Source organism: Caballeronia pedi, from assembly GCF_001544915.2.
Taxonomy (GTDB): domain Bacteria; phylum Pseudomonadota; class Gammaproteobacteria; order Burkholderiales; family Burkholderiaceae; genus Caballeronia; species Caballeronia pedi.
Genome location: NZ_FCOE02000017.1, coordinates 59,445 through 82,096, shown reverse-complemented (window position 1 = coordinate 82,096; position 22,652 = coordinate 59,445). Strand labels below are relative to the sequence as shown.

Annotated in this window: 24 protein-coding genes; 17 read left to right on the top strand and 7 right to left on the bottom strand. The window is 64.0% G+C overall.

The annotated features are described in order from the left end of the window. Positions 1 to 9 precede the first annotated feature (9 nt). The 4 genes from AWB80_RS23845 to AWB80_RS23830 all read left to right on the top strand — a co-directional run bounded on the left by AWB80_RS23845 (position 10) and on the right by AWB80_RS23830 (position 3,703). The gene (locus AWB80_RS23845; RefSeq protein WP_244206695.1) at positions 10 to 378 is read left to right on the top strand and encodes a hypothetical protein; all 369 of its coding nucleotides are present in this window, start codon (positions 10 to 12) and stop codon (positions 376 to 378) included. Between the two features lie 87 nt (positions 379 to 465). Further along, complete coding sequence (locus AWB80_RS23840; RefSeq protein WP_061177195.1) at positions 466 to 1,131, top strand: MarC family protein; 666 nt, start codon at positions 466 to 468, stop codon at positions 1,129 to 1,131. Between the two features lie 92 nt (positions 1,132 to 1,223). Continuing rightward, positions 1,224 to 2,957, top strand: a complete 1,734-nt coding sequence (gene araD, locus AWB80_RS23835) for an L-arabinonate dehydratase (protein ID WP_244206693.1) — start codon at positions 1,224 to 1,226, stop codon at positions 2,955 to 2,957. Between the two features lie 11 nt (positions 2,958 to 2,968). Next, entirely contained in the window at positions 2,969 to 3,703 is a 735-nt protein-coding gene (locus AWB80_RS23830; protein WP_061177121.1) for a ribonuclease activity regulator RraA, read from the top strand. Between the two features lie 43 nt (positions 3,704 to 3,746). Here AWB80_RS23830 and AWB80_RS23825 read toward each other — a convergent pair whose 3' ends face one another. Then, positions 3,747 to 4,331, bottom strand: a complete 585-nt coding sequence (locus tag AWB80_RS23825; RefSeq protein ID WP_061177120.1) for a histidine phosphatase family protein — start codon at positions 4,329 to 4,331, stop codon at positions 3,747 to 3,749. Positions 4,332 to 4,415: 84 nt separating this feature from the next. After that, entirely contained in the window at positions 4,416 to 5,333 is a 918-nt protein-coding gene (gene nudC, locus AWB80_RS23820) for an NAD(+) diphosphatase (RefSeq protein WP_061177119.1), read from the bottom strand. A gap of 129 nt (positions 5,334 to 5,462) precedes the next feature. On the opposite strand from nudC, the gene AWB80_RS23815 reads away from it, so the two are divergent. Beyond that, complete coding sequence (locus tag AWB80_RS23815; protein ID WP_061177118.1) at positions 5,463 to 6,167, top strand: glutathione S-transferase C-terminal domain-containing protein; 705 nt, start codon at positions 5,463 to 5,465, stop codon at positions 6,165 to 6,167. A 100-nt stretch (positions 6,168 to 6,267) separates the two neighbouring features. Further along, entirely contained in the window at positions 6,268 to 6,606 is a 339-nt protein-coding gene (locus AWB80_RS23810; protein ID WP_061177117.1) for a hypothetical protein, read from the top strand. On the opposite strand, the gene AWB80_RS23805 is transcribed toward AWB80_RS23810, so the two are convergent. Further along, entirely contained in the window at positions 6,590 to 7,102 is a 513-nt protein-coding gene (locus AWB80_RS23805) for a response regulator (RefSeq protein WP_061177116.1), read from the bottom strand. The genes AWB80_RS23810 and AWB80_RS23805 overlap by 17 nt on opposite strands. Before the next feature lie 235 nt (positions 7,103 to 7,337). On the opposite strand from AWB80_RS23805, the gene AWB80_RS23800 reads away from it, so the two are divergent. The 4 genes from AWB80_RS23800 to AWB80_RS23785 all read left to right on the top strand — a co-directional run bounded on the left by AWB80_RS23800 (position 7,338) and on the right by AWB80_RS23785 (position 10,636). Beyond that, entirely contained in the window at positions 7,338 to 7,997 is a 660-nt protein-coding gene (locus AWB80_RS23800) for a glutathione S-transferase family protein (RefSeq protein WP_061177115.1), read from the top strand. A gap of 26 nt (positions 7,998 to 8,023) precedes the next feature. Continuing rightward, positions 8,024 to 8,740 carry a DUF899 family protein gene (locus tag AWB80_RS23795; RefSeq protein ID WP_061177114.1) on the top strand — a complete coding sequence of 239 codons (717 nt, stop codon included), beginning with the start codon at positions 8,024 to 8,026 and terminating at the stop codon, positions 8,738 to 8,740. A 139-nt stretch (positions 8,741 to 8,879) separates the two neighbouring features. After that, entirely contained in the window at positions 8,880 to 9,506 is a 627-nt protein-coding gene (locus AWB80_RS23790) for a septal ring lytic transglycosylase RlpA family protein (protein ID WP_087131554.1), read from the top strand. Positions 9,507 to 9,574: 68 nt separating this feature from the next. Continuing rightward, a complete protein-coding gene (locus tag AWB80_RS23785; protein ID WP_061177194.1) occupies positions 9,575 to 10,636 on the top strand; it encodes a phytoene/squalene synthase family protein in 1,062 nt (353 codons plus the stop codon). Here AWB80_RS23785 and AWB80_RS23780 read toward each other — a convergent pair. Next, positions 10,614 to 11,465, bottom strand: a complete 852-nt coding sequence (locus AWB80_RS23780) for a LysR substrate-binding domain-containing protein (RefSeq protein ID WP_208635681.1) — start codon at positions 11,463 to 11,465, stop codon at positions 10,614 to 10,616. The genes AWB80_RS23785 and AWB80_RS23780 overlap by 23 nt on opposite strands. A gap of 103 nt (positions 11,466 to 11,568) precedes the next feature. Here AWB80_RS23780 and AWB80_RS23775 point away from each other — a divergent pair, with 103 nt between their 5' ends. Then, positions 11,569 to 12,438 carry an alpha/beta fold hydrolase gene (locus AWB80_RS23775; protein WP_061177113.1) on the top strand — a complete coding sequence of 290 codons (870 nt, stop codon included), beginning with the start codon at positions 11,569 to 11,571 and terminating at the stop codon, positions 12,436 to 12,438. A 12-nt stretch (positions 12,439 to 12,450) separates the two neighbouring features. Here the strand turns inward: AWB80_RS23775 and AWB80_RS23770 are convergent, their stop codons facing one another. Beyond that, positions 12,451 to 14,103 (bottom strand): D-alanyl-D-alanine carboxypeptidase/D-alanyl-D-alanine-endopeptidase, encoded by a 1,653-nt coding sequence (locus AWB80_RS23770; RefSeq protein ID WP_061177112.1) that lies wholly within the window; start codon positions 14,101 to 14,103, stop codon positions 12,451 to 12,453. Between the two features lie 305 nt (positions 14,104 to 14,408). Between AWB80_RS23770 and AWB80_RS23765 the strand changes: the two genes are divergently transcribed. Then, the gene (locus AWB80_RS23765; RefSeq protein ID WP_061177111.1) at positions 14,409 to 14,795 is read left to right on the top strand and encodes a hypothetical protein; all 387 of its coding nucleotides are present in this window, start codon (positions 14,409 to 14,411) and stop codon (positions 14,793 to 14,795) included. 187 nt (positions 14,796 to 14,982) lie between these two features. Further along, positions 14,983 to 15,879 (top strand): fructose bisphosphate aldolase, encoded by an 897-nt coding sequence (locus AWB80_RS23760; protein WP_061177192.1) that lies wholly within the window; start codon positions 14,983 to 14,985, stop codon positions 15,877 to 15,879. Positions 15,880 to 15,889: 10 nt separating this feature from the next. Here the strand turns inward: AWB80_RS23760 and AWB80_RS23755 are convergent, their stop codons facing one another. Beyond that, entirely contained in the window at positions 15,890 to 17,131 is a 1,242-nt protein-coding gene (locus AWB80_RS23755; protein WP_087131568.1) for an NAD(P)/FAD-dependent oxidoreductase, read from the bottom strand. A 259-nt stretch (positions 17,132 to 17,390) separates the two neighbouring features. Between AWB80_RS23755 and AWB80_RS23750 the strand changes: the two genes are divergently transcribed. Continuing rightward, positions 17,391 to 17,708, top strand: coding sequence for a DUF4148 domain-containing protein (locus AWB80_RS23750; protein ID WP_061177109.1), 318 nt, complete (start codon positions 17,391 to 17,393; stop codon positions 17,706 to 17,708). A 69-nt stretch (positions 17,709 to 17,777) separates the two neighbouring features. Here AWB80_RS23750 and AWB80_RS23745 read toward each other — a convergent pair whose 3' ends face one another. Continuing rightward, complete coding sequence (locus tag AWB80_RS23745) at positions 17,778 to 18,719, bottom strand: LysR family transcriptional regulator (protein ID WP_061177108.1); 942 nt, start codon at positions 18,717 to 18,719, stop codon at positions 17,778 to 17,780. A 112-nt stretch (positions 18,720 to 18,831) separates the two neighbouring features. Between AWB80_RS23745 and AWB80_RS23740 the strand changes: the two genes are divergently transcribed. From AWB80_RS23740 to AWB80_RS23730, 3 genes are all read left to right on the top strand, one after another. After that, positions 18,832 to 20,343, top strand: coding sequence for a CoA-acylating methylmalonate-semialdehyde dehydrogenase (locus tag AWB80_RS23740; protein WP_061177107.1), 1,512 nt, complete (start codon positions 18,832 to 18,834; stop codon positions 20,341 to 20,343). A gap of 182 nt (positions 20,344 to 20,525) precedes the next feature. After that, entirely contained in the window at positions 20,526 to 21,440 is a 915-nt protein-coding gene (locus tag AWB80_RS23735; protein WP_061177106.1) for a LysR family transcriptional regulator, read from the top strand. A gap of 30 nt (positions 21,441 to 21,470) precedes the next feature. Then, positions 21,471 to 22,562: an NAD(P)H-dependent flavin oxidoreductase gene (locus tag AWB80_RS23730; protein ID WP_061177105.1), complete on the top strand. Its 1,092-nt coding sequence runs from the start codon at positions 21,471 to 21,473 to the stop codon at positions 22,560 to 22,562. Positions 22,563 to 22,652 lie beyond the last annotated feature (90 nt).

Below are 22,652 nucleotides of genomic sequence, written 5' to 3'. Positions count from 1 at the left end.
GTAGAATGCGTGCCTCCTTCCACTGCATCGCAACGCATGTTTCGCAAGGCCTGGCGCGGAGAAGAACGCTTCTGGAAAGTCTGGTGGCTGTTGGGCGTGCCGATCCACCTCGCATGGTGGTTCGTGTACCTCGACCTCTGGACGAGAGGTGTCGCTCCCGAAACATTTCTGCTGCTCACTGTCTGGTTCTGGCCCGGCATGCTGGGCGTATTCGCCGTCTGCTCGGCGCTGTATCTGCTGTGGTGCATGCTCGCGTGGCGCTGCTCGGGCAATGTCGATCGCCGCGTGTGGACCTATGTCGCGCGCGTGCTGATCGGCGTCGGGCTCGGCTCGTTTCTCACCGAATGCGCGTTGATTCTCACGCAGCCGTTCGCCTGAATCGCGTAGCAAATCCACGCACGTTCGTCCAGTTAGCGTGCACAATGTCCGGGCTTGCAGCACGCCTACGAACGGACAAAAACGCGCATGCTCAACGAATTCGCCCGGACGGTTCTCGTGATCGTCGCCGGATTGTTCCCGATCATCAATCCGCCCGCGACGGCGCTCGTCGTGCTGAGCATGCTGCCGCATATCGGCGATGACGATCGCGCGGAGCTCGCGCGGCGCATCTGCATCAACAGTTTCGCGATTCTGCTGGCGTCGCTTTCGATCGGCGCGTACGTGCTGTCGTTCTTCGGCATCTCGATTCCGGTGCTGCGCGTGGCGGGCGGCCTGGTCGTCGCGATGGCGGGATGGGGTTTGCTGCAGGCGCCCGATGACGACGACGCCGTTGAAACCGCGCCCCGGCCGCGCAGCGGCGCGTCGCTGCGCGCGAAGGCGTTCTACCCGCTGACGCTGCCGATCACCGTCGGACCGGGCGCGATCGCGGTCGCCATCGCGCTCGGCACCGGCTCGCCGCGCCACGGCGTGCAGCCGGTGCATATCGCCGGCGTGGGCGTCGGACTGGTGATCCTGTGCGCGAGCATCTATGTGTGCGTGCGCTTCGCCGGGCATCTGGAACGTCTGCTCGGCACCGCCGGCACGCAGGTCGCGATGCGCCTCTTCGCGTTCGTCATCTTCTGCATCGGCGTGCAGATTCTGTGGCTCGGGCTTTCGGAACTGATCGCCTCGGTGCATCTCACCATCAAATAGCGAATTCCCCGGACAAACCCCAAGCGACGCTCGCCGATCACGCCGATACCATTTTTCGTCGCATGGTAGCGCAACCATCAAGGAGAGGTTGTTTGACTTCGAATCGCAAGAAGCCGGAGGAACTCCGCAGTCACCGCTGGTACGGCGTGAACGACCTGCGCTCGTTCGGCCATCGCTCGCGCACGGCGCAGATGGGCTATCACCCGTCCGATTACATGGGCAAGCCGGTGATCGCCGTGGTCAATACGTGGAGCGAGATCAACTCGTGCCACACGCATTTCAAACAGCGTGTCGAGGAAGTGAAGCGCGGCGTCTGGCAGGCGGGCGGCTTTCCTGTCGAAATGCCGGTGATGACGCTCGCCGAACCGTTCCAGAAGCCGACGACCATGCTCTACCGCAATTTCCTCGCGATGGAAGTCGAGGAAGTGCTGCGCTCGTATCCGTTCGATGGCTGCGTGCTGATGGGCGGCTGCGACAAGACCACGCCCGGTCTTCTGATGGGCGCGATCAGCATGGATCTGCCCGCGATCTATCTGCCCGCCGGACCGATGCTGCGCGGCGACTGGAACGGCCGCACGCTCGGCAGCGGCTCGGATACCTGGAAATACTGGGCGGAACTGCGCGCGGGCAAGATCAGCGAGGACGAGTGGAAGGGCGTGGAAAGCGGCATCGCGCGCTCGCCGGGCCATTGCATGACGATGGGCACCGCATCGACGATGACGAGCGCCGCCGAAGCGCTCGGCCTGACGCTGCCGGGCTTCGCGTCGATTCCGGCGGTGGACTCGCGGCACGCGCAGCATGCGTCGCTGACGGGACAGCGCATCGTCGAGATGGTGTGGACGGACCTGAAGCCGTCCGACATTCTCACGCCGAAGTCCTTCGACAACGCGGTGACGACCGTGCTCGCGCTGTCCGGCTCGACCAACGCGATCGTGCATCTGGTGGCGGTCGCGCGGCGCGCGGGCGTGCCGCTCACGACCGCGCGCTTCGACGAACTGGCGCGCGTGACGCCGGTGCTCGGCAATATCCGCCCGGCCGGCAAGTATCTGATGGAAGACTTCTTCTACGCGGGCGGCCTGCGCGCGCTGCTCGCCGAACTGGGCGATTTGATCGATGGCTCGCAACTAACCGTCAATGGCGCGACGCTCGGCGAGAACATCGCGGCTGCCGAAATTTTCGACGACGACGTAATTCGCCGTCGCGACAATCCCCTGGTTCCGAACGACGGCCTCGCGGTGCTCACCGGCAACCTCGCGCCCGATGGCGCCGTGATCAAACCCGCGGCGATGGAAGCGCATCTGCTGAAACATCGCGGCCGCGCGGTCGTGTTCAGGGATTACGCCGACATGGCCGCGCGCATCGACGACGACGCGCTCGACATCGACGCCGATTCGGTGATCGTGCTTCAGCACGCGGGGCCGGTGGGCGCGCCGGGCATGCCGGAGTGGGGCCAGTTGCCGATTCCGCAAAAGCTGCTGAAGCAGGGCGTGCGCGACATGGTCCGCATTTCCGATGCGCGCATGAGCGGCACGAGCTATGGCGCATGCGTGCTGCATGTGGCGCCGGAGTCGTTCGTCGGCGGGCCGCTCGCGCTGGTGAAGGATGGCGATATCGTCGAACTGGATGTGCCCGCGCGCCGCCTGCATCTCGATGTCGGCGACGATGAGCTTGCCGCGCGCAAGCGCGCGTGGAAAGCGCCGAAGCGTCCGTTCGAACGCGGTTTCGGCGTGATGCATCAACTGCATGTGACGCAGGCGGACAAGGGCTGCGATTTCGATTTTCTCGAAGAGAGAACCGCGACGGGCGGCGAACCGGACATTCACTGAGACGCGACAACATGACGACAACCGATATCGCCATTTCCGACGAGACCATCGAACTGCTGCGCCACGTCAGCACCGCGACGCTCACGACACAGCTTTTCAAGCGCGGTTTGCGCAACGTTTTTCTGCAAGGCGTCGCGCCGCTCGTGAAGCCCGCGAAGGGCGCGCCGAACATGGTTGGGCCGGCGTTCACGCTGCGCAATATTCCGGCGCGCGAGGATATCGATCATGTCGGCGTGTTTCAGGACCCGGATCATCCGCAGCGCAAGGCCGTCGAGACCGCGCCGCCCGGCAGCGTGCTCGTGCAGGATTGCCGCGGCGAGCGCAGCGTTGCGTCGACGGGCTCGATTCTGACCACGCGGCTGAAGATTCGCGGTGTCGCTGGCATGGTGTCGGATGGCTGCGTGCGCGATTCGGGCACGATCGGCGATATCGGCCTGCCGCTCTTTTGCGCGGGCGCGAGCGCGCCGCTCAATCTCGCGAAGCATCATGCGGTCGATATGGATGTGCCGATCGCGTGCGGCGGCGTGGCGGTGTATCCGGGCGATATCGTCGTCGGCGATGTGGATGGGGTCGTGATCGTGCCGCGCTATCTGGCCGAGGAAGTCGCGCGGGATGCGACCGAGCAGGAGGTGATGGAGGAGTTTCTGTCGGCGCGGGTGGAAGGGGGCGCGGTGCTGCGCGGGACGTATCCGCCTAGTGAGGAGACGCTGGCCGCGTATAGGCAGTGGCGGAGCGAGCGGGAGTGAGTGACTCCCGGCGGCGCTTGGGTTGCTGGTTTCCTGGCACCCGTCAAGGCAAAAGATTCCACTTGATGATCGCGCGCACATCGCGCTCGAACCCGAGCACGCTCATCGCAGCCGTATCCATCGCCAGATGGGCCCCGAGCGACGCCGCCCCCGTCGCCCATTGCGCGCCGAACACCCGCGAAAAATGCGCATGCGAAAAGAGCGCGATATTCGTCGCCCCCGTCGCGAGCAGCTTGTCGATGAGCGCCTGCGCGCGCTTGCCGACATCGGCGAGACTCTCGCCCTCGGGAATCGGCGACGTCCACACCGACCAGTCCGGAATCTCCTTGCGGATGTCCGCCGTCTTGCGCCCTTCGAAAACTCCGTAATTCCACTCGTGCAACTTAGGCTCGATCTGCGCGCGATCGCCCAGGCCCGCGAGGCGGCAGGTCTCGATCGCGCGGTCCATCGGACTGGTCAGCACCAGATCGAACGTCTGAGCCGCGAGAATCGGCACGAGCGCGGCCGCCTGTTTGCGGCCGTCATCGGTGAGCGGCACGTTGGTCGTGCCGGTATGCTGGCCCGATTTGCTCCATTCCGTCTCGCCATGCCGGATCAGCCAGATATGGACGCCGCCTTTCATGTTCATGTCGTTCACCCGGTGTCTGAGGAATGCGGCCACGCGCCGGCGCGGCACAGCTTCGGATTTTGCACTGATTGCCGATCGCGCGCCTCAGTCCAGCTCGCCCTGCGCAAATGCCTTCAGCAAATGATGCGCGATCGCGAACGGCTTCGGCGCCGAAAGCACCTGTTCGTGCGTGCCGTCGAGCATCGCGGCGACTTCCTGGCGCGTGAACCAGCGCGCGTCTTCCAGCTCGTTCCTGTCGACGACGATCTCCGTACTCGCCGCGCGCGCGAAACACCCGATCATCAGCGACGACGGAAACGGCCACGGCTGCGACGCGTAGTAACGCACGTCCGTGCAGCGAATGCCCGCTTCCTCCAGCACTTCGCGATACACCGCGTGCTCGAACGTCTCACCCGGCTCGATGAAGCCCGCCAGCGCCGAATACATCCCCGGCAGAAACTGCGGCTGGCGGCCGAGAAGGCACCGTTCGCCGTCGGTGACGAGCATGATCACGACCGGATCGACGCGCGGAAAATGCTGCGCCTTGCAATTCGGACAGATGCGCCGCCAACCCGCGCCCGCGGAATCGGTCGGCTGGCCGCAGTTCGCGCAGAACCGGTGACGACGATGCCAGTCGAGCATCGAGCGTGCTTCGCCGAGCGCGCTGACCATCGGCGGCGGCACGAGGCCCTGCATCGCGATCGGGCGAAGTTCGATGGCTTCGACTTCCGGGGGCGGCGGCGCGCCGTCATCGAACGAACTTGCGAAGAGTGCGCGATTCTGCGTATCGCGGCCGAGAAACACGGTCTGCAAAGGCGCGCCGAGCGTCGCGGCTTCCTGCGCGCTGAACAGGGGATCGTGCCCGTTCGCGCGCTTGAAGAGCGGCACGTTGTTCACGAACAGCAGAAAGCGGGTCGACGGATCGTCGCGCAGACCGGCGACGAAACGCTCGTCGTCGCGCTTCTCCGACAGGCGATCGAGCGGGTCCAGCGTAAAACCGATGGCATGAGGCGGCGTGGGCATAGTATTTTGTGTGTGGCGGCGCGCGGGGTCCGGTGCGCCGCGTGACGGGAACAAGCGGGACGAAGCAAGGCCAATCGGGAATCGTAGCGAAGTTGGCGCGTCCTTGCAGGGCGACGCCCGGAGACATCGATGATCACGCTCTATTCGTATCCTCAGTTGTTCGGCCTCGAAGACAACAATCCGTTCGGATTGAAAGTGTTCGCGTTCCTGAAGCTGGCGGGCTTGCCGTTCGAGCATCGGCACGTGCTCGACACGAGCGCCGCGCCGCGCGGCCAGCTTCCGTATCTCGTCGACGACGATGAAACCATCGGCGACAGCGATGCGATCATCGCGCATCTGAAGCGCAAATACACGCTTACGCTCGACGATGCGCTGAGCGCGCCGCAACGCGACCTCGATCTGCTGATCCGCCGCACGCTCGACGATCTCTACTGGGTGATGTCGTACTCCCGCTGGCGCGACGACCGTTATTGGCCGCAGTTCCGCGATGCGCTGCTGCATCAGCATCCGGACATCGGCGCTCAGGCGCTCGAGGGTGCGCGCAAGTACAACTTCGAGCGGTATCGGTATCAGGGCATCGGTCGATACGAACCGGACGCCGCGTATGCGCGCGGCATCGCAAGCCTTAAGGCCATCGCGAATCTGCTGGGCGACGGGCCGTTCATGTTCGGCGATGCGCCCGCGAGCATCGATGCCGCATTGTATGGGTTCGTCGCGAGCATCTGGTTTTATGACATCGATACGCCGCTCAAAGGGTTTGTCGCTACGCAGGGCAATCTCGTGAAGCATTGCGCAGCAATGCGCGAGCGCATGGGGCAGAGCGCGGCGCCGTGAATACCTTCACTAATCAGATTTATCTAGTGCTCGCGCCGCGCGGACCCTTCTACAGTTGGACTTCCACGATCCCGGATGGAGACATACGATGGAGTCCAAAATGAGCGTCGCAGTCAATGAGAAAGGTCAGGCAGTCATCACTTATTCGATGCCCTTGAGCGACTATTGCTCGCAGCGCGCAAGAACCCTGCGCGCAATGGTGCAGGTCGTCAGCGGTGCGAAAGGAACGGACGAAAGCGCGGCGCTCGTGAAGCCGCTGATGGAACTGATCCGCATGCATGTCGATGAACTCGAGCCGCTTTTCAAGTCGCTCGATCAGCGCGCCTATGAGAAGGGCTTCGAGGACGGGCGGGACGTCGGCTTTCCGAAAGGGAAGAACCAGATCGAGTACACCAAAGCACCGGTTGCCGAGACCGCCGTAATCAGGACCGCGCGATGAATGTTCGGACGTTCATGCGAACGCCGCAATAGTCCGGATTCGCCTCGGAAGAATCTGCGGCGTCTTCGGCGTCCCGATAGCCAGCGATGCGCTGCGAGACGACTTCATGCGCGCCTGAGACCACGCGTGCACAAACGCGCTCGAAGGCGCGCGCTTCTTCGCGTGCGCTCACGATTCCTGCCGCGTCCGCGCGCAGCATGTCGGCCAGCGCTTGCGCGTCGGTTTCGTCGGTGAAGACGACGACAGGCGTATCCGGGAACGTTCGCCGCAATGCGCGCAGCAGCGCGAAATCGTCCGCACGCGAACCTTCCAGGCCGCTGCCCAGTACGATCACGTCGTAATGCGCGGCATTCAGCCTTGCAAATAACTGATCGGCGGTTTTGACGCACGCCGCTACCTGAAACCGTTCGTGTGACTCGAACCAGCTTTGCAAGCCATACAGCACCACAGGGCGATCGTCTGCCATGACGATCTTGATTTTGTCTTCGCGCTTCATTCTTTTTCGACCAGCCTCGTCGGACTATTGTGGGAATCCGCCGCTTTTACAATTGCCTTGGGACAGGCACGTTAGCAAATCAGCCGCGGTCAGGTTGCGCTGCACAACAAAATATGTCCGATTCGTTGTCGATTCGCACGCATGCCGCTCGTCGTGCATATAACCGGCGCTGCAAATCGTCGCGGATGACTGTCGCGCCGCATCCTGAACCGCTTGACAATCCGGAGGCTGTCAGATGAGTTTGCAACTGTATGCACACCCGTTTTCTTCATATTGTCAGAAAGTGCTGGTGGCGCTGTACGAGAACGGCACGCCCTTCGAATGGCGCGCGCTCACGCCCGAGGCGCCGCAATCCATGCGGGAACTCACCGAAATCTGGCCGATGAAACGCTTCCCGGTGCTCGTCGACGACGGGCGGCCGGTGATCGAGGCGACCGTGATCATCGAATATCTCGGGTTGTATCACCCGGGCCCGGTGCGTCTGATTCCCGCCGATCCGCGCGACGCGCTCGAAACGCGCTGGATGGATCGCTTCTTCGACAACTACCTCTCGACCCCGGTGCAGAAGATCGTGTTCGACGCCATGCGCGATTCCGCAGAGCGCGATACGCGCGGCGTCGCCGATGCCCACACGATGCTCGAAACGTCCTACGCCTTTCTCGAACGCAAGATGGCGACACGCGAATGGGCGGCGGGCGACACCTTCAGCCTCGCCGACTGCGGCGCCGCGCCGTTCCTGTTCTATGCCGACTGGACGCACCGCATCGGCGACGCGTATCCGAACGTGATCGCGTACCGCAAGCGTCTGCTCGCGCGGCCTTCGTTCGCCCGCGCGGTCGACGAGGCGCGGCCGCACCGGAATCTGTTTCCGCTCGGCGCGCCGGACCGTGATTGAGCCGATTATCGTTGAGGAGATCGAACATGAGCACGACCACGAACTACGTTTCGGCCAGTGAACTCGCGATGCGCGCGACAATGCGGTTCCCCAATGAAAGCGCCGAATACCGGCGCGCACGGACCGAACTGCTGGCGGAGGAAATCGAGTTGCGGCGGCATATCGAGCGCGTCGCGCAGATGCGTCGCGCGCTGCCGCCCGGCGGCGAAGTGAAGGGCGATTACCGATTCGAAGGCGAGCGCGGCGCGGTCGATTTCGCGGGACTGTTCGGCGACAAGGACACGCTTGTCACCTATAGCTACATGTTCGGACCGCAGCGCGAACGGCCGTGTCCGATGTGCACGTCACTGCTGTCGGCGTGGGAAGGCGAGGCGCGCGATATCGAACAACGCGTCGCGCTTGCGGTGGTCGCGCGTTCGCCGCTCGCGAAGCTCGTCGCGTTCAAGAAGGAACGCGGCTGGCGCGATCTCCCGCTTTTCTCCGATACCAACGGCGAATTCAGCCGCGATTATCACGCGATATCGAAAGAAGGCGGCGACGAAGCCGCACTCAACGTGTTCACGCGGCGCGACGGCGTGATTCGCCATTTCTGGAGCGGCGAGATGGATTTCGACACTGCCGATCCCGGCGAGGACCCGCGCGGCGCGCCGGATCTGATGCCGCTCTGGACCGTGCTCGACATGACGCCCGAGGGGCGCGGGACGAACTGGTATCCGAAGCTGGATTACGGGCCGCGCGGATGAATCAGCGCGCCGTCATTCAGGCGCGCCTCTGTAAAGATGGGTCATAACTTCGGCGCACGCGTCAACTTCGACGCGTGGCGCACGTTGTGAGCGAGCCGATACCAAAAGTGTCGGCATTTTTTATTGGAGAGGCTCGCTCATGCAGGACAACGGATTCATCGCGCACTGGGGCGCGGCCGGGATCGCGGCCATCGCGGCATCCGGCGCATGCGCGACGTTAAGCGGATGCGCAACGCATCCGCCCGCGCCACCGAAGGAGGCGGGCACGCCGGCCATTTTGACGGAAGGCGCGCACGTCGCGGATTCGATGCAGGGTCACGAAAGCAACTCGCTCGATGCCGAGCCGCTCGACTATCACAGCGCGAGAGCGAGCGTCGCACCGCAGATCGGCTGGGCGTCGTATTACAGCGGGAAGTTCCAGGGCCGCCGCACGGCCAGCGGCGAACGCTACGACATGCGCGCGCTGACCGCCGCGCATCGCACGTTGCCGATCGGCACGCGGGTGCGCGTGAGCAATCTCGCGAGGACGAGATCGGTCGTCGTGCGGATCAACGATCGCGGTCCGTTCGTAAAAGGCCGCGTGATCGATCTGTCGTTCGCCGCCGCCGTCGAACTCGGTCTGCAACACGCGGGAAGCGCACAGGTGATTCTCGAACCGGTCAGCCAGACAGTCGCGCAGACGGCCACACCGCGCGCGCCCGAGCGCATCATGCTGCGGATTGCGCCTCATCCACGGCACAGCCGGAAGCGCGCGCATCGTCATTGAGGCGGGACGGATACAATGCGGCGGCGCGCGATCATCGCGTGCCTCGCCAAGGCTTTCCGATCCACGTCATGAACAATTCGCCCCGGGCCGTTCTTCTGGGCCCGCTTCTCAAGAGCGTGTCGCGCTCGTTCTATCTCACGCTGCGCATCCTGCCGGCCGGCATGCGCGATCCCATCGGGCTGGCGTATCTGCTCGCGCGCGCGGCGGATACGATCGCGGATACCTCGCTGATTTCGCCGCAACGCCGTCTCGAACTTCTGCTTTCGCTGCGCGCGCAAGTCAATGGCGCAGCCGATGACGGCGCGCTTGCGCGCATCGCGGGCGAAGTCGCCGGTCAGCAGGCGCAGCCGGACGAGCGCGCGTTGCTCGAAAGCCTGAGCGCCGCGCTCGCGATCCTGCCGCAACTCGACGTTCAGGATCAGGCCGCCGTCCGCGACATCGTCACGACGCTCAGCACCGGCATGGAGTTCGACCTGCGCACGTTCCCGGACGAGACATCCGGCGAGATCGTCGCGTTGCAGGAATTCAGCGAGCTGGACCGCTATACGTATCTCGTCGCGGGCTGCGTCGGCGAATTCTGGACGAAGATGACCTACGCGCACAAACCAGGCACGTTGAAGGCCGCGCCCGAGACCATGCTCGCGCTCGGCGTGCGCTTCGGCAAGGCGCTGCAGATGACCAACGTGCTGCGCGATTGCGCGCGCGATCTGCGCATCGGCCGCTGCTATCTGCCCGAAGTGATGCTCGCGCGTCATGGGCTGACGCCGCATGCGCTCTTGCAACCGGAATCTTCGGCGCGCGCGCGGCCTGTGCTGTTCGAGCTTTTGCGGACATCGCTTGCGCTGTTCCAGGACGCGGTCGCTTACACGCTTGCGATTCCACCGGGCGCGGTTCGCCTGCGCCTCGCGTGCCTGTGGCCGATCATGATCGGCCTCGACACGCTCGTACTGCTCGCGCGCAACGACGCGTGGCTCGATCCCGCCAGCATCTCGAAGGTGCGCCGCAACGACGTGTATCGCATCATCGCGGCATCGTTGCCGATGGTCGCATCGAACGGCATGTTGCGCGCGTGGACCGCCCGCCGCATCCGCGCAGTCGAAGCCGCGCTCAGCGCCGCAACTCGGCCATGATGCGCTCGGCGAGAAAGTCGCAGGGCGGGCGTCTGGACGCCGCGCTGCGCGCGAGCACGACTTCGAGCGTGCCGATATCGGGCAGGCCTTGCGCCGCTCCGAGCAGCGTGAAATGCGAAGGCACCGCGCATTTTGCGAGCGGCGTGACGGCAAGGCCCGCTTCGGCCATCGTCAAGAGACCGAGCAGACTCGGGCTTTCATACGACGTCCGATAGCCGATGCGCGCGCGCTCCAGGCTGCGGATCGCGTTCTCGCGCGCGACGCTGCCGGGCAGAAACACCGCGATCGGCAAGGGCCGCTCCTTCCAGATTTCGGTCGCGCCGGGCGCGGCGGCCCAGACCATCGGCTCGTGGCGCAGGAATTCGCCGGACAGCCCCTTCACGCGCGTCGCGCAGACGAGATCGACCGTGCCGTCCTTCACCATCGGCGCGAGCGCGAGGCTCGGCAAGCCGACCACCTGAATCTCGACCTTCGGATACGTCGCCGAGAATTTCTTGAGGATCGGCGGAAACAGCGACGACGCGTAATCGTCCGGCACGCCGATCACCACGCGCCCGGTCACGTCGGGCCGCACCACCGCCGCCCACGCCTCGTCGCGCAGCGCGATCATGCGGCGCGCGTAGGTGAGCAGCACCTCGCCGTCCTGCGTCGGCACCACGCTGCGCGGCTTGCGCACGAACAGCGGCTTGCCCAGCGCGGTTTCCAGCGTCTTGATCTGCATGCTCACCGCCGATTGCGAGCGATGCACGAGCTCCGCCGCGCGGCTGATATTGCCGGTTTCCGCGACGGCGACGATCATCGACAGGACATCCAGATCGAGCGCTTTCATGGTGAACGACCGTTTGGTATCAGAAAATCTGAACGATTCTATCAAAATTATGCGTTTTTCTTTTGGTGCAGTGCGGCGCATAGTCGCATCAAAGGAGCGAACCATGAACGCGCGAACCGATCTTTCCGTCCTCACCGCCGTGCAAGGCCTGCCCGAACCGTCGTTCGCCACTACGGCGTCGGGGGTTTCGGTGCCGTACATCGAGTGCGGCGAGGGCGAGCCGCTCGTCTTCGTGCATGGCTCGCTGTGCGACTACCGCTACTGGAGCGCGCAGATCCTGCCGCTCGCGAAGCAGTTCCGCTGCATCGCGCCGAGCCTGTCGCACTACTGGCCCGCCGTCGATGCCTTCGTGCGCGGCGAATTCGGCTGGGAAGCGCACGTCACGGAAATGGCCGAGTTCATCGAATCGCTCGATCTCGCGCCGGTGCATCTCGTCGGGCATTCGCGCGGCGGCTGCGTCGCGTTTCATCTGGCGCGCGAGTATCCGCGGCTCGTGAAGACGCTCACGCTCGCCGATCCGGGCGGCCCGCTGCAAACGACGCCGCAGGCCGTGCCGGCCACGCTGCCGCCCGCGACCAACGCGCTGCGTGCGCGCGTCGCGGAGCTGATCGAGCAAGGCGAGTTCGACAAGGGGCTGGAGATGTTCGTCGATTCGGTGAGCATGCCGGGCTTCTGGAAGAAGAGTTCGGAGAGCTTCCGGCGCATGGCGCTCGACAACGCGCTCACGCTGCCCAAGCAATTCCGCGATCCGTTGCCCGCCTACACGCGCGAAGCGGCGCGCGACATCAAGTGCCGCACGCTGCTCATCGACGGGCAAAAGAGCCCGCGCATGTTCCGCAACAACGTCGACCGGCTGGAAGAGTGGATCGAGTTCGCGGAGCGCCAGACGATCGCGGGCGCGTCGCACGGCATGAACGCCGCCAGCCCCGGTGCGTTCAATCGCGCGGTGCTGGCGTTCGCCGCCGCCTGGTGAGCCGCACGCGGGTTACTGCAGCTTCCAGATGTTCGCCGCGATCGTGCCTTCGTCGTTGAAGACGTTGAGGATGTCGGGGACGTCGGTGATCGGCACGTTGTTCACCATCAGCGCGAACGCGAGCCTGCGGCCGCTCTTCGCGTCGATATAACCCGCGAGCGCCTGTCCCTTGAGCGTCGTCTGCACCTGGCCGTTCGGGAGGTCGGTGCCGATCGCATACGTGCCCGTCTTCGCGTAGACCTTGCCTTTCGCGTCCGCGAGCGTCGGATCGCTTTCGAACGCGGTCGTGCTCGCGAGCGAGCCGTCGACGCCGAGGAACGGCATCGAATCGACATACGCCGGGAAGGCCGGGCGGCCATTCATCGCGCGCAGCATCGCGATGACCGCGATCGGCGTGGCCGTGGTCTCGCCGCCGCCGCTGCCGTCGATGAAGTGCGTCTGGTTCATCGGCACGTTGAACGGCGCGCTCGAGAGCGTCGCGTTTTCGGCGGCGAGCGCGGCGTCGAGCGTCGTCGAGCCGTTGTTCGCGACGCCGAACAGCATCAGGCTCGTGTCCGCGCCGATGTTGTAGCTGACCTTCAAAATCCACTTCGTATATTCACTGTACGGCTGCGACGTGAGCTGCGCGACGCGCGTATCCGCCGCGTACGCGTTCTTCGCGGGCAGCAGTTGCACGGGATTGTTCTCCACCGCCGTCGCGGTGACGGTCACGCCTGCGCGCGCAAGCGCTTCGATGAGCACCGTGCGCGCGTAGTTCGACGGCTGCGTGATGCGAAACGTGCGGATCACCGGGAAACTCGGGACGATCGGCGGCACGTAATCGGCCGGAATCGTGCCGCCCAGCACGCCACCGCACGGCAGCGTGCCAAAGCAGGTCGGGTCCGTGGGCGTGACGGTGATGTTCGCGCTGGTTCCAGCGGCACCGGTCATCAGCGTGGACTGCACCGTGAACGCCGATGATTTCGGCCGGTAATCCACCGGCGCCGCCGAGCCCGCGCTGCCTTGTCCGATGATCGTATCGACGAGATCGTCGTTGACGAAGATCGGCCGCAGATCGAATTCGTCGCGGAAGTCGAAGGGTTCGAAAAGGCGATCGTCGATCACGACTTCGCCGTTGATCTTCTTGATGCCCGCCGCCGCCACCTGCGCCGCGAGCGAATCGTAGCCCGCGAGCGGATCGGGCGTGGTGATCTGCGCGTTGCCCAGACTGTTCGCTTCGTTGTGGTCGAAGTTGGTCCAGGCGAGTGTGCCGTCGGGATTGGTGCGGCCGCCCATCGCGAGGTCGCCGCTCGCGACGAGCACGAGGTTGCCGTTGAGCGTGCCGCTCGCATCGACGGTGCCGAGGCGATACACCGGCGTCTGGAACTGATGCTGCGCGCCGTACTGATCGAGCGCTGCGCCGAGCGAGAACACCTTGCGCACCGAAGCGACATACACCTGCGCGTTCGAGTTCATGTCGTAGATGACATCGCCCGAATTCAGGTCGACGACGCGCAAGGCCCATGTCGAGCCCTGGTACATCGGCTTTTTCATCACCTGGGTGATGGCGTCGGGAACGGATGTGTCGTTGGAATCCGAGCCGCCGCATCCGGCGATGAATGCGGCGAGCGCGCACGAAAGCGCGAGAGCGGCAGCGCGTGCCGGACTTCCTGAAAGCGGGTTCATGACGCGGCTCCGATAAAGGCACATCGCGCTCCGGATGGAGCGAACATCCAATACGTCGGGACTGCTTCACAGCGCAGACAGGAGATGTCGGCGGCCGGCCACCATTTTCGAATGGTCGGGTGAGTGAATTAAATACCTTGCACGGGCCGTGTCAAGCAAGGACTATCGCGAATCCGGCGCTTCAGGCAAGCGCTTTTTGTACGATTTCTGATGCGCTTTTCCTCTGCTTGTTGTGGCGCGACAACGGCAAAACGTTTGGCGCGGGCTAACATCTTCGGCACCTCATCGCGAAGCAGAGGACATCTGTGAGCACGGGCCACGACGATCTCGACGCATGGAAGCGCCAGCGCACCCTTGAACTGGCGTTCGAACTGGCCGATAGCGGCCGCTATGAGGATTTCACCGACATCGCCTACGCGCTGCAATTCGAGCGCGGCCTGGCGACCGCGCAGGCACTCATCGACGACCCCGACATGCGCCGCGTGCTCAACCGGCGTTGCGCCGACGCGCGCGAGAAGCTCGCGCCCGTGCAGGAGACCGAGGTCGTCGAAACGGTCGTCGAAACATCGAACGATCATGCGGAAATGCCGCAAGCCGCCGATTTCGAACGCGCGCCATCCTTGATTCGCCGCGCCTTCGGCTTCGTCTGGCGATCCGGCAGCGCGGGCGATTTCAACTCCGCCGCTTCCTGAGCGCATTTATCGCAGGCCGTGCGCCAACGCACGATCGACGCGCATTCGCGCCGCGCGTGCGCACGAATGGCGGATTTCCACGTCTTGAGCATCCCCTAAAACCATTACACTTGTCGAAGCTGAACCATGAGCCCGGACCGCGCACGTAAAACAGGTCCGGTGTTTGAACTTCGAGGAGGAAATGTTCGTGGCTAACGAAAAGATGCTCACGCAAATGGCTGAGAAGGATGGTTTCATCGCCGCGCTGGATCAAAGCGGCGGTTCGACACCCGGCGCGCTACGGCAGTACGGCATTGCGGAAGATGCCTACAGCGGCGACGCGGAAATGTTCAAGCTGATGCACGAGATGCGCGTGCGCATCATGACCGCGCCTTCGTTCACCGGCAAGAAGGTGATCGGCGCAATTCTGTTCGAGCGCACGATGGACGGTGAAGCGGAAGGCAAGCCCGTTCCCACGTTTCTGTGGGAAGACCGCGGCGTCGTGCCGTTCCTGAAGGTCGACAAGGGCCTCGAAGCCGAAGCCGACGGTGTGCAGGTCATGAAGCCGATTCCCGGCCTCGACGATCTGCTCGCGCGCGCCGTGAAGCTCGGCGTGTTCGGCACGAAGATGCGCTCGGTGATCCATCACGCGGACGAGAAGGGCATCGCCGCAGTGGCGAAGCAGCAATTCGAAGTGGGCGCGCAGATCATCAAGCACGGTCTCGTGCCGATTCTCGAACCCGAAGTCTCGATCAAGAGCCCGGACAAGAAGGGCGCGGAAAAGATCCTGCGCGACGAACTGCTCAAGGGCCTCGACGCGCTGCCGGAATCGAGCAAGGTGATGATCAAGCTGACCATCCCCGATGAAGCGGATTTCTATCGTCCGCTGATCGAGCATCCGCGTGTCGTGCGTGTCGTCGCGCTGTCGGGCGGCTATACGCGCAGCGACGCCTGCAAGAAGCTCGAACAGAACCACGGCATGATCGCGAGCTTCTCGCGCGCGCTCATCAACGAGCTGAAGAAGTCGATGAGCGACAGCGAGTTCGACAAGACGCTCGAAGTGTCGATCGACGAGATCTACAACGCGTCCGTGAAGAAGGCCTGAAGCTTCAGCGCTATTCAGCGCGTTCCTCGCGTTCGGTTGGCGGCGGCGTCTGCACGACGGGCGCCGCCGCCCGAAAGATATCCTCGCGCAAGCCGCTTTTCGGCGGATAAATGCGCTCGCCGTTGATCGTGCGCTTGGTCGCCTTCGCCGTCTCGCCTTCGGAGACGAGCTTCCTGTCCCATCCCTCCGTGTACACCGCGCCCCACGGCCCGAGATCGCAGATGGTCGTGTACCAGTCGATCGACAGCGGCAGCATCTCCAGCCCGAACAGATCGCAGACGGCGTTGTTGCCCGCGTAACGTCCCATCGGCCGGCCATGCTGGCACGACATGACCGAAGGCCGCGTGCCGTCGATCAGAATGCGCGCGCAATCGCCCGCCGCAAAAACGCCCGGCACGCCTTCCGCGCGCAGGAACGCATCGACCGGCACGCGCCCGAGCGGATCGAGCGCGACCGGCAGTTGCGCCGCGAGCGCGTTCGCATGCATGCCGCCGCACCAGACGACCGTCGCGGCCTCAATGCGCTCGCTCGCGGCGCCGTCGTTAAGCGTCACGCTCTGGCCATCGAGCGAGGCCAGCGACACACCGGAGCGCGTCTCGACATTCAGCGTCGTCAGCGCGCCTTCGATGACAGGCTGCGCGCCGCCCATCGATTGCGCGATCTTCGCCGAGCGATCCGCGAGCACGACGCGCACCTTGTCGCGATCGCCTTCCGCGACGATCTCGCGCAAACGCGCGGGCAATTCCGCCGCCAGCTCGATGCCGGTCAAACCCGCGCCGACCACGACCGCCGTGTATCGGCTCGGCGTATCGGGCAACGCGGGCAGCGTGAGCAGATGCGCCTGCAGCTTGCACGCGCCCGCATAGGTATCGACATCGAACGAAAAGCGATCGAGGCCCGGAATCGGCGGGCGCACGAGCACGCTGCCGGCGGCGAGAATCAGCCGGTCGTAGTCGAGCGATTCGGACGCGCCATCATGCTCGATCTTCACGCGGCGATTCGCGCTGTCGATATCGGTCGCTTTGGCCTGGATCAGCCGCACGCCCGCCGGCCCGAGCACGGTGTCGAGCTGCACGAGCGTCGGGTCGAGCGGTTGCTCGTAATTACGTACCCGCACGCTATGAAACGGCGCCGGGTTGACGATGGCGACTTCGGCGTCATCCGTGCGATGCAGTTCGTCGAGCTTGCGCGCCGCCGACAGCGCGCTCCACAAACCGGCGAAGCCAGCGCCGATCACCAGGATTCGGTTCAAAGTCATTCCCCTTAATAAACGATCGTTCGTGCTATCAAATTAATGCGCCAGTCTTGCTGCTTTTCTTTATAGGCGATTAACCAGGCAGTAGCGCACCTGCGTTCGTGCCGGGATTAGTACGAATTTCGCCAAAAGTGATTTCGTTCTTTAGGTATTTACCCTAGAACGTGCGATCCCTAAACTCTCTTCAACGGTCGCAAACGAGCAAACACAGCAACGTGAGCGGCAACTCAATAACTTATGTACGGAGGTCAGCATCATGAACAAGTTCATCGGTATTGCAGCGGTCGCTCTGGCTTTTGCCGCTCCGGTCGCATCGTTCGCGCAATCGAATCAGCCTTTGACGCGCGCTGAAGTTCGCCAGCAGATCGTTCAACTGGAAAAGGCGGGTTATAACCCCGGCGTGATCAGCGATTCGAAGTATCCCGGCGACATTCAAGCCGCTGAAGCGCGCATTGCAGCGCAGAACGGCACCGCGCAAAGTGCCTTCGGTGGCTCGGCGGATGGCTCGGCGCAATCGGGTGCTCGCGTCAGTGCGGCTCAAGGCGATGTGTTCCCGACGTTCGCGCATCACTAAGCAGCAAGGGGTCTAACGAAACGCGCCCGCGTGTTAGCGGGCGCGTTTTGTCGTTTATAGAAAGTCGATCTAAAGCGGAAACCCGCCCGCAAACGCCTCGCGCAAATATCCGATAAAAAGCGCGACCGCGCGCGGCACATGCGGCGCATAAGGCCGCACGACGAACAACTGATCCGCGAACGCCCCGACCGGACGCCAGTCCGGCAGCAGCACCACCAGCTTTCCCGCCTGCACCGCAGCCTGCGCGGTGAAATCCGGCAATAACGCAATGCCGAGATCGTCGAGCGCGGCATCGCGCAACACCTCGCTATTGTTCGCTGCAAAAGGCCCGTTCACCGCGAGCGTATAAGGCCCGGTCGAACTCTTGCGCCCGCCTTTTCTCTCGAACGACCAGATGCTCGACGCCTGCGGACGCGGATAGACGAGGCAATCGTGCGTGGCGAGATCGGTCGGCGTCGTGGGGGTGCCGCGCCGCTTCAGATACGCGCGCGTCGCGACGATCACCGAATGCGTATCGCACAGCTTCCACGCGACGTGCGTATCCGGTACCTGCGCGCTGTGCCGCACCGCGAGATCGAAGCCTTCGGTCGCGATCGAACTCAATCGGTCCGATGCCTCCAGTTGCACCCGCACATCCGGATGGGCGTGCAGAAATCCCGCCATGCGCGGCACCAGTTGCTGCCGCGAGAACGCCATCGGCGCGGTCACGCGGATCAGGCCGCGCGCGACGCCCGCCATCTCCTTCACGCTCAAAAAACTCGACGCGATGCGCTCGTACTGCTCGCGTGTATCGTCGACCAGCCTGCGTCCCGCTTCCGTGAAGCGCACGCTGCGCGTCGTGCGCGTGACGAGCGGCACGCCCGCCGCGCGCTCCAGCTCCGCGATACGCTGGCTCATCGCGGCCTTCGACACGTTCAGGCGCGCGGCCGCCGCCGTATAGCTGCCCTGTTCCGCGAGCACGGTCAGCCAGTGCAAATGGGTCCAGAGACCTTCGATCTTTTGCTCGTCCATCAGCGGATTGTTTGCCGATATAAACAATGAGTTCAATCATAGCGTCTTTGCACGGGGCGCAACGCTTCCTACACTGTGTCCATCGCCAAACTAATTCCTTCGAGGAGACGAGATGCAAGCGTTCAACGACACCGCCGACGTGGTTCATTACATTCACGGCGAGCGCACGCATGGCTCGGCCACGCGCACGCAGCCGGTGTTCAATCCCGCGACGGGCGAGCGTCCGCGCAAGCTCGTGCTGGGCGAAGCCGCCGATGTCGACGCAGCCGTTGCGAGCGCGAAAGCCGCGTTCCCGGCGTGGCGCGACATGCCGCCGATCCGCCGCGCGCGCGTCATGCTGAAGTTTCTCGAACTGATGAACAAGCATCGCGACGAACTCGCCGCGATCATCACGGCGGAACACGGCAAGGTGTTTTCGGATGCGCAGGGCGAAGTGTCGCGCGGCATCGACGTGATCGAATTCGCATGCGGCATTCCGCAACTGCTGAAGGGCGATTACACCGAGCAGGTCTCGACCGGCATCGACAACTGGACGATGCGCCAGCCGCTCGGCGTCGTCGCGGGCATCACGCCGTTCAATTTCCCGTGCATGGTGCCGTGCTGGATGTTCCCGGTCGCGATCGCGGCGGGCAACGCGTTCATCCTGAAGCCGAGCGAGCGCGATCCGTCCGCGTCGCTGTTCATGGCCGATCTGCTGAAGCAAGCCGGTCTGCCGGACGGCATTTTCAACGTCGTGCAGGGCGACAAGGTCGTCGTCGATGCATTGCTCACGCATCCGCAAGTGAAGGCGATCAGTTTCGTCGGCTCGACGCCGATCGCGAACTACATCTACGAAACCGGCGCGAAGCACGGCAAGCGTGTGCAGGCGCTGGGCGGCGCGAAGAATCACATGGTCGTGATGCCCGATGCGGATATCGATCAGGCTGTCGATGCATTGATCGGCGCGGGTTACGGCTCGGCGGGCGAGCGTTGCATGGCGATCTCGGTCGCGGTGCTGGTGGGCGATGTCGCCGACAAGATCGTGCCGCGTCTCGCCGAGCGCGCGAAGCAGCTCAAGATCAGCAACGGCATGGAAGCCGACGCGGAAATGGGTCCGATCGTCACGCGCGCCGCGCTGGAACGGATCGAAGGCTACATCGCGATGGGCGTCGACGAAGGCGCGACGCTCGTCGTCGATGGCCGCGGCTACAAGGTGCCGGGCCATGAAGACGGCTTTTTCACGGGCGGCACGCTGTTCGATCACGTTACGCCGGACATGCGCATCTACAAGGAAGAGATCTTCGGTCCGGTGCTCGCTTGCGTGCGCGCGAAGGACTTCAGCGAAGCGGTGGAACTCGTCAACGAACACGAGTTCGGCAACGGCGTCGCCTGCTATACGCGCGATGGCCATATCGCACGTGAGTTCGGCCGACGCATCGAAGTGGGCATGGTCGGCATCAACGTGCCGATTCCGGTGCCGATGGCATGGCACGGGTTTGGCGGCTGGAAGCGCAGCCTGTTCGGCGACATGCACGCGTATGGCGAGGAAGGCGTGCGCTTCTACACGAAGCAGAAGTCGATCATGCAGCGCTGGCCCGAGAGCACGGAGAAGGGCGCGGAATTCGCGATGCCCACCGCGAAGTAAGGTCTCGATGAACGCATGAATATCGCCCGCTTTTTCCCGTGTGGAACAAGCGGGCGATTGTGTTTCGGGGCTTGCAGAATCGATTTGTTCCCGCGCGTCACAACTCAAGTGAACTCGCGTCCGGTTGACCGTGCGCGCGCAAGCAGGGAAGATGCAGCGACAACGACGCGAAGCCAACCGACATGCAGCGGCAATTCGACGATCTTCTCCTCGGCAGCATCGAGCTTTTCTGCCTCGCGGCGGAACTCGGCAGCTTCACGCTGGCGGCGACGGCGGCGAGCGTGACGCCCGCGGCGGTGAGCCGCTCGGTCGCGCGGCTCGAAAAGCGCCTGGACGTGCGGCTCTTCGTGCGCACGACGCGCCAGATTCGACTGACCGATGCGGGCCGCCGCTACTTCGAGCAATGCCGCGACGCGCTCAATCGTCTCGCGGAAGCGGAACGCGAAGCGACGGGCCAGCAGACCAGTCCCAAGGGCGTGCTGCGCATCAGCATGCCGACGCCATACGGCCACTATCGCGTGCTGCCGCTGCTCGCGGAGTTTCGCAAGCGCTATCCCGATGTGACCGTCGAAGCGCATCTGAGCAACCGCAACATCGATTTCGCCGATGAAGGCTTCGACCTCGCGATACGCGGACGCGCGCCGCGCGATTCCGGTCTGATCGCGCGCAAGCTGGAAGACGCGGAACTGGTCGTGGTGGCGTCGCCTGCTTATCTGAAGCGCGCGGGCACGCCGAAGACCATCGACGATCTGCTCACCCACGAATGCATCCAGTTCGAGATGCCGAGCACCGGACGCCCCGTGCCGTGGCTCTTCATGCAGAACGGCGAAGCGCTGGAGATCACGACGCAAAGCGGTTACGGCACGTCCGGCGATGCGCTCGCGGGCATTCCGCTCGCGCGCGGCGGCGCGGGTCTTTTTCAGATCTACCGCTTCACCGTCGAGGACGATTTACGCGCGGGCACGCTCACCGAAGTGCTACGCGAATTTGGTGGATGCAGCAGGCCGTTCATTCTGCTGTATCCGCATGGCAGACATCTGTCGTCGCGCGTGCGGGCTTTCGTGGATTTCATCGTCGAGAAGCTCGTCACGCGCTGAATCATGCAAAAGTCTGGAGGACGCATATCCATGAGCAAGAACGCATTGACATCACTGCTCGGCATCGACACGCCGATCATTCAGGCGCCGATGGCCGGCGTGAGCACGCCAGCGCTCGCGGCAGCCGTATCGAATGCGGGCGGTCTCGGCTCGCTCGGCGTCGGCGCGATGAACGCGCAAGGCGCGCGCAAGGTGATCCGTGAAACGCGCGAACTCACGGGCAAGCCGTTCAACATCAACGTCTTCTGTCATGCGCCGGCCACGGCCGATGCCACCGTCGAAAAAGCATGGACCGAGTGGCTCGCGCCCGTGTTCGCGCAATACGGCGCGACGCCGCCTTCGACGCTGAGCGAGATCTACACGAGCTTCGTCGTCGATGAAGCGATGCTCGAGGTGTTCGTCGAAGAAAAGCCGGCTATCGTGAGTTTTCATTTCGGCTTGCCATCGAAGGAATATATCGATGCGTTGCGCGGTGCGGGCATCAAACTGATCGCATCCGCAACCAACCTGCGCGAGGCCGAACAGCTCGTGGTGGCGGGCATGGATGCGATCGTCGCGCAGGGCATCGAAGCGGGCGGGCATCGCGGTAGCTTCGACCCGCAAGCCGATGACGACAACCTCGGCGTCTTCGCGCTCACGCGACTTCTCGCCAGCCGGTTCGATGTGCCCGTGATCGCGGCGGGCGGCATCATGGATGGCGCGGGCATCGCGGCGGCGCTCGCGTTGGGCGCGCAGGCGGCGCAGCTCGGCACCGCGTTCGTGCCTTGCTTGGAGACATCGATCGATGAAGGGTATCGTCGCGCAATCCTGAGCGATGCGGCGAACCGCACGACCTTCACGGCCGCGATCTCCGGCCGCCGTGCGCGCGGCCTCGTCAACAAGTTCACCGAACTGGGGCGTGGCGCGCAAGCGCCCGCGATTCCCGCGTATCCCGTCACTTACGATGCAGGCAAGTCGCTGCACGCGGCGGCCAAGGCGAAAGGCGAATTCGGTTATGGCGCGCAATGGGCGGGACAGGCCGCCGCGCTCGTGCGTGAGTTGCCCGCAGCCGAGCTGATGACGCGCCTGCAAGCGGAACTGCAAGAAAGCATCGCGGGCCTGCAGCAATATGCATCGCGCTGATCGATGTAAAGCTTAGTCGAAACACTTCGTTGGTCGAACGTCCTGTCGATGCTTCAATGTTTTGGTCGCATTCCATGCGGCCTGCATCCG

What these genes read in the sequence shown, in the direction of transcription:
- AWB80_RS23750 (WP_061177109.1), top strand. Translation starts at nt 17,391, where the DNA reads ATGAACAAGTTCATCGGTATTGCAGCGGTCGCTCTGGCTTTTGCCGCT.
- AWB80_RS23745 (WP_061177108.1), bottom strand. Translation starts at nt 18,719, where the DNA reads ATGGACGAGCAAAAGATCGAAGGTCTCTGGACCCATTTGCACTGGCTG.
- AWB80_RS23795 (WP_061177114.1), top strand. Translation starts at nt 8,024, where the DNA reads ATGAGCACGACCACGAACTACGTTTCGGCCAGTGAACTCGCGATGCGC.
- AWB80_RS23810 (WP_061177117.1), top strand. Translation starts at nt 6,268, where the DNA reads ATGAGCGTCGCAGTCAATGAGAAAGGTCAGGCAGTCATCACTTATTCG.
- AWB80_RS23790 (WP_087131554.1), top strand. Translation starts at nt 8,880, where the DNA reads ATGCAGGACAACGGATTCATCGCGCACTGGGGCGCGGCCGGGATCGCG.
- nudC (WP_061177119.1), bottom strand. Translation starts at nt 5,333, where the DNA reads ATGCCCACGCCGCCTCATGCCATCGGTTTTACGCTGGACCCGCTCGAT.
- AWB80_RS23830 (WP_061177121.1), top strand. Translation starts at nt 2,969, where the DNA reads ATGACGACAACCGATATCGCCATTTCCGACGAGACCATCGAACTGCTG.
- AWB80_RS23775 (WP_061177113.1), top strand. Translation starts at nt 11,569, where the DNA reads ATGAACGCGCGAACCGATCTTTCCGTCCTCACCGCCGTGCAAGGCCTG.
- AWB80_RS23735 (WP_061177106.1), top strand. Translation starts at nt 20,526, where the DNA reads ATGCAGCGGCAATTCGACGATCTTCTCCTCGGCAGCATCGAGCTTTTC.
- AWB80_RS23740 (WP_061177107.1), top strand. Translation starts at nt 18,832, where the DNA reads ATGCAAGCGTTCAACGACACCGCCGACGTGGTTCATTACATTCACGGC.
- AWB80_RS23780 (WP_208635681.1), bottom strand. Translation starts at nt 11,465, where the DNA reads ATGAAAGCGCTCGATCTGGATGTCCTGTCGATGATCGTCGCCGTCGCG.
- AWB80_RS23815 (WP_061177118.1), top strand. Translation starts at nt 5,463, where the DNA reads ATGATCACGCTCTATTCGTATCCTCAGTTGTTCGGCCTCGAAGACAAC.
- AWB80_RS23730 (WP_061177105.1), top strand. Translation starts at nt 21,471, where the DNA reads ATGAGCAAGAACGCATTGACATCACTGCTCGGCATCGACACGCCGATC.
- AWB80_RS23785 (WP_061177194.1), top strand. Translation starts at nt 9,575, where the DNA reads ATGAACAATTCGCCCCGGGCCGTTCTTCTGGGCCCGCTTCTCAAGAGC.
- AWB80_RS23840 (WP_061177195.1), top strand. Translation starts at nt 466, where the DNA reads ATGCTCAACGAATTCGCCCGGACGGTTCTCGTGATCGTCGCCGGATTG.
- AWB80_RS23805 (WP_061177116.1), bottom strand. Translation starts at nt 7,102, where the DNA reads ATGAAGCGCGAAGACAAAATCAAGATCGTCATGGCAGACGATCGCCCT.
- AWB80_RS23770 (WP_061177112.1), bottom strand. Translation starts at nt 14,103, where the DNA reads ATGAACCCGCTTTCAGGAAGTCCGGCACGCGCTGCCGCTCTCGCGCTT.
- AWB80_RS23800 (WP_061177115.1), top strand. Translation starts at nt 7,338, where the DNA reads ATGAGTTTGCAACTGTATGCACACCCGTTTTCTTCATATTGTCAGAAA.
- AWB80_RS23825 (WP_061177120.1), bottom strand. Translation starts at nt 4,331, where the DNA reads ATGAACATGAAAGGCGGCGTCCATATCTGGCTGATCCGGCATGGCGAG.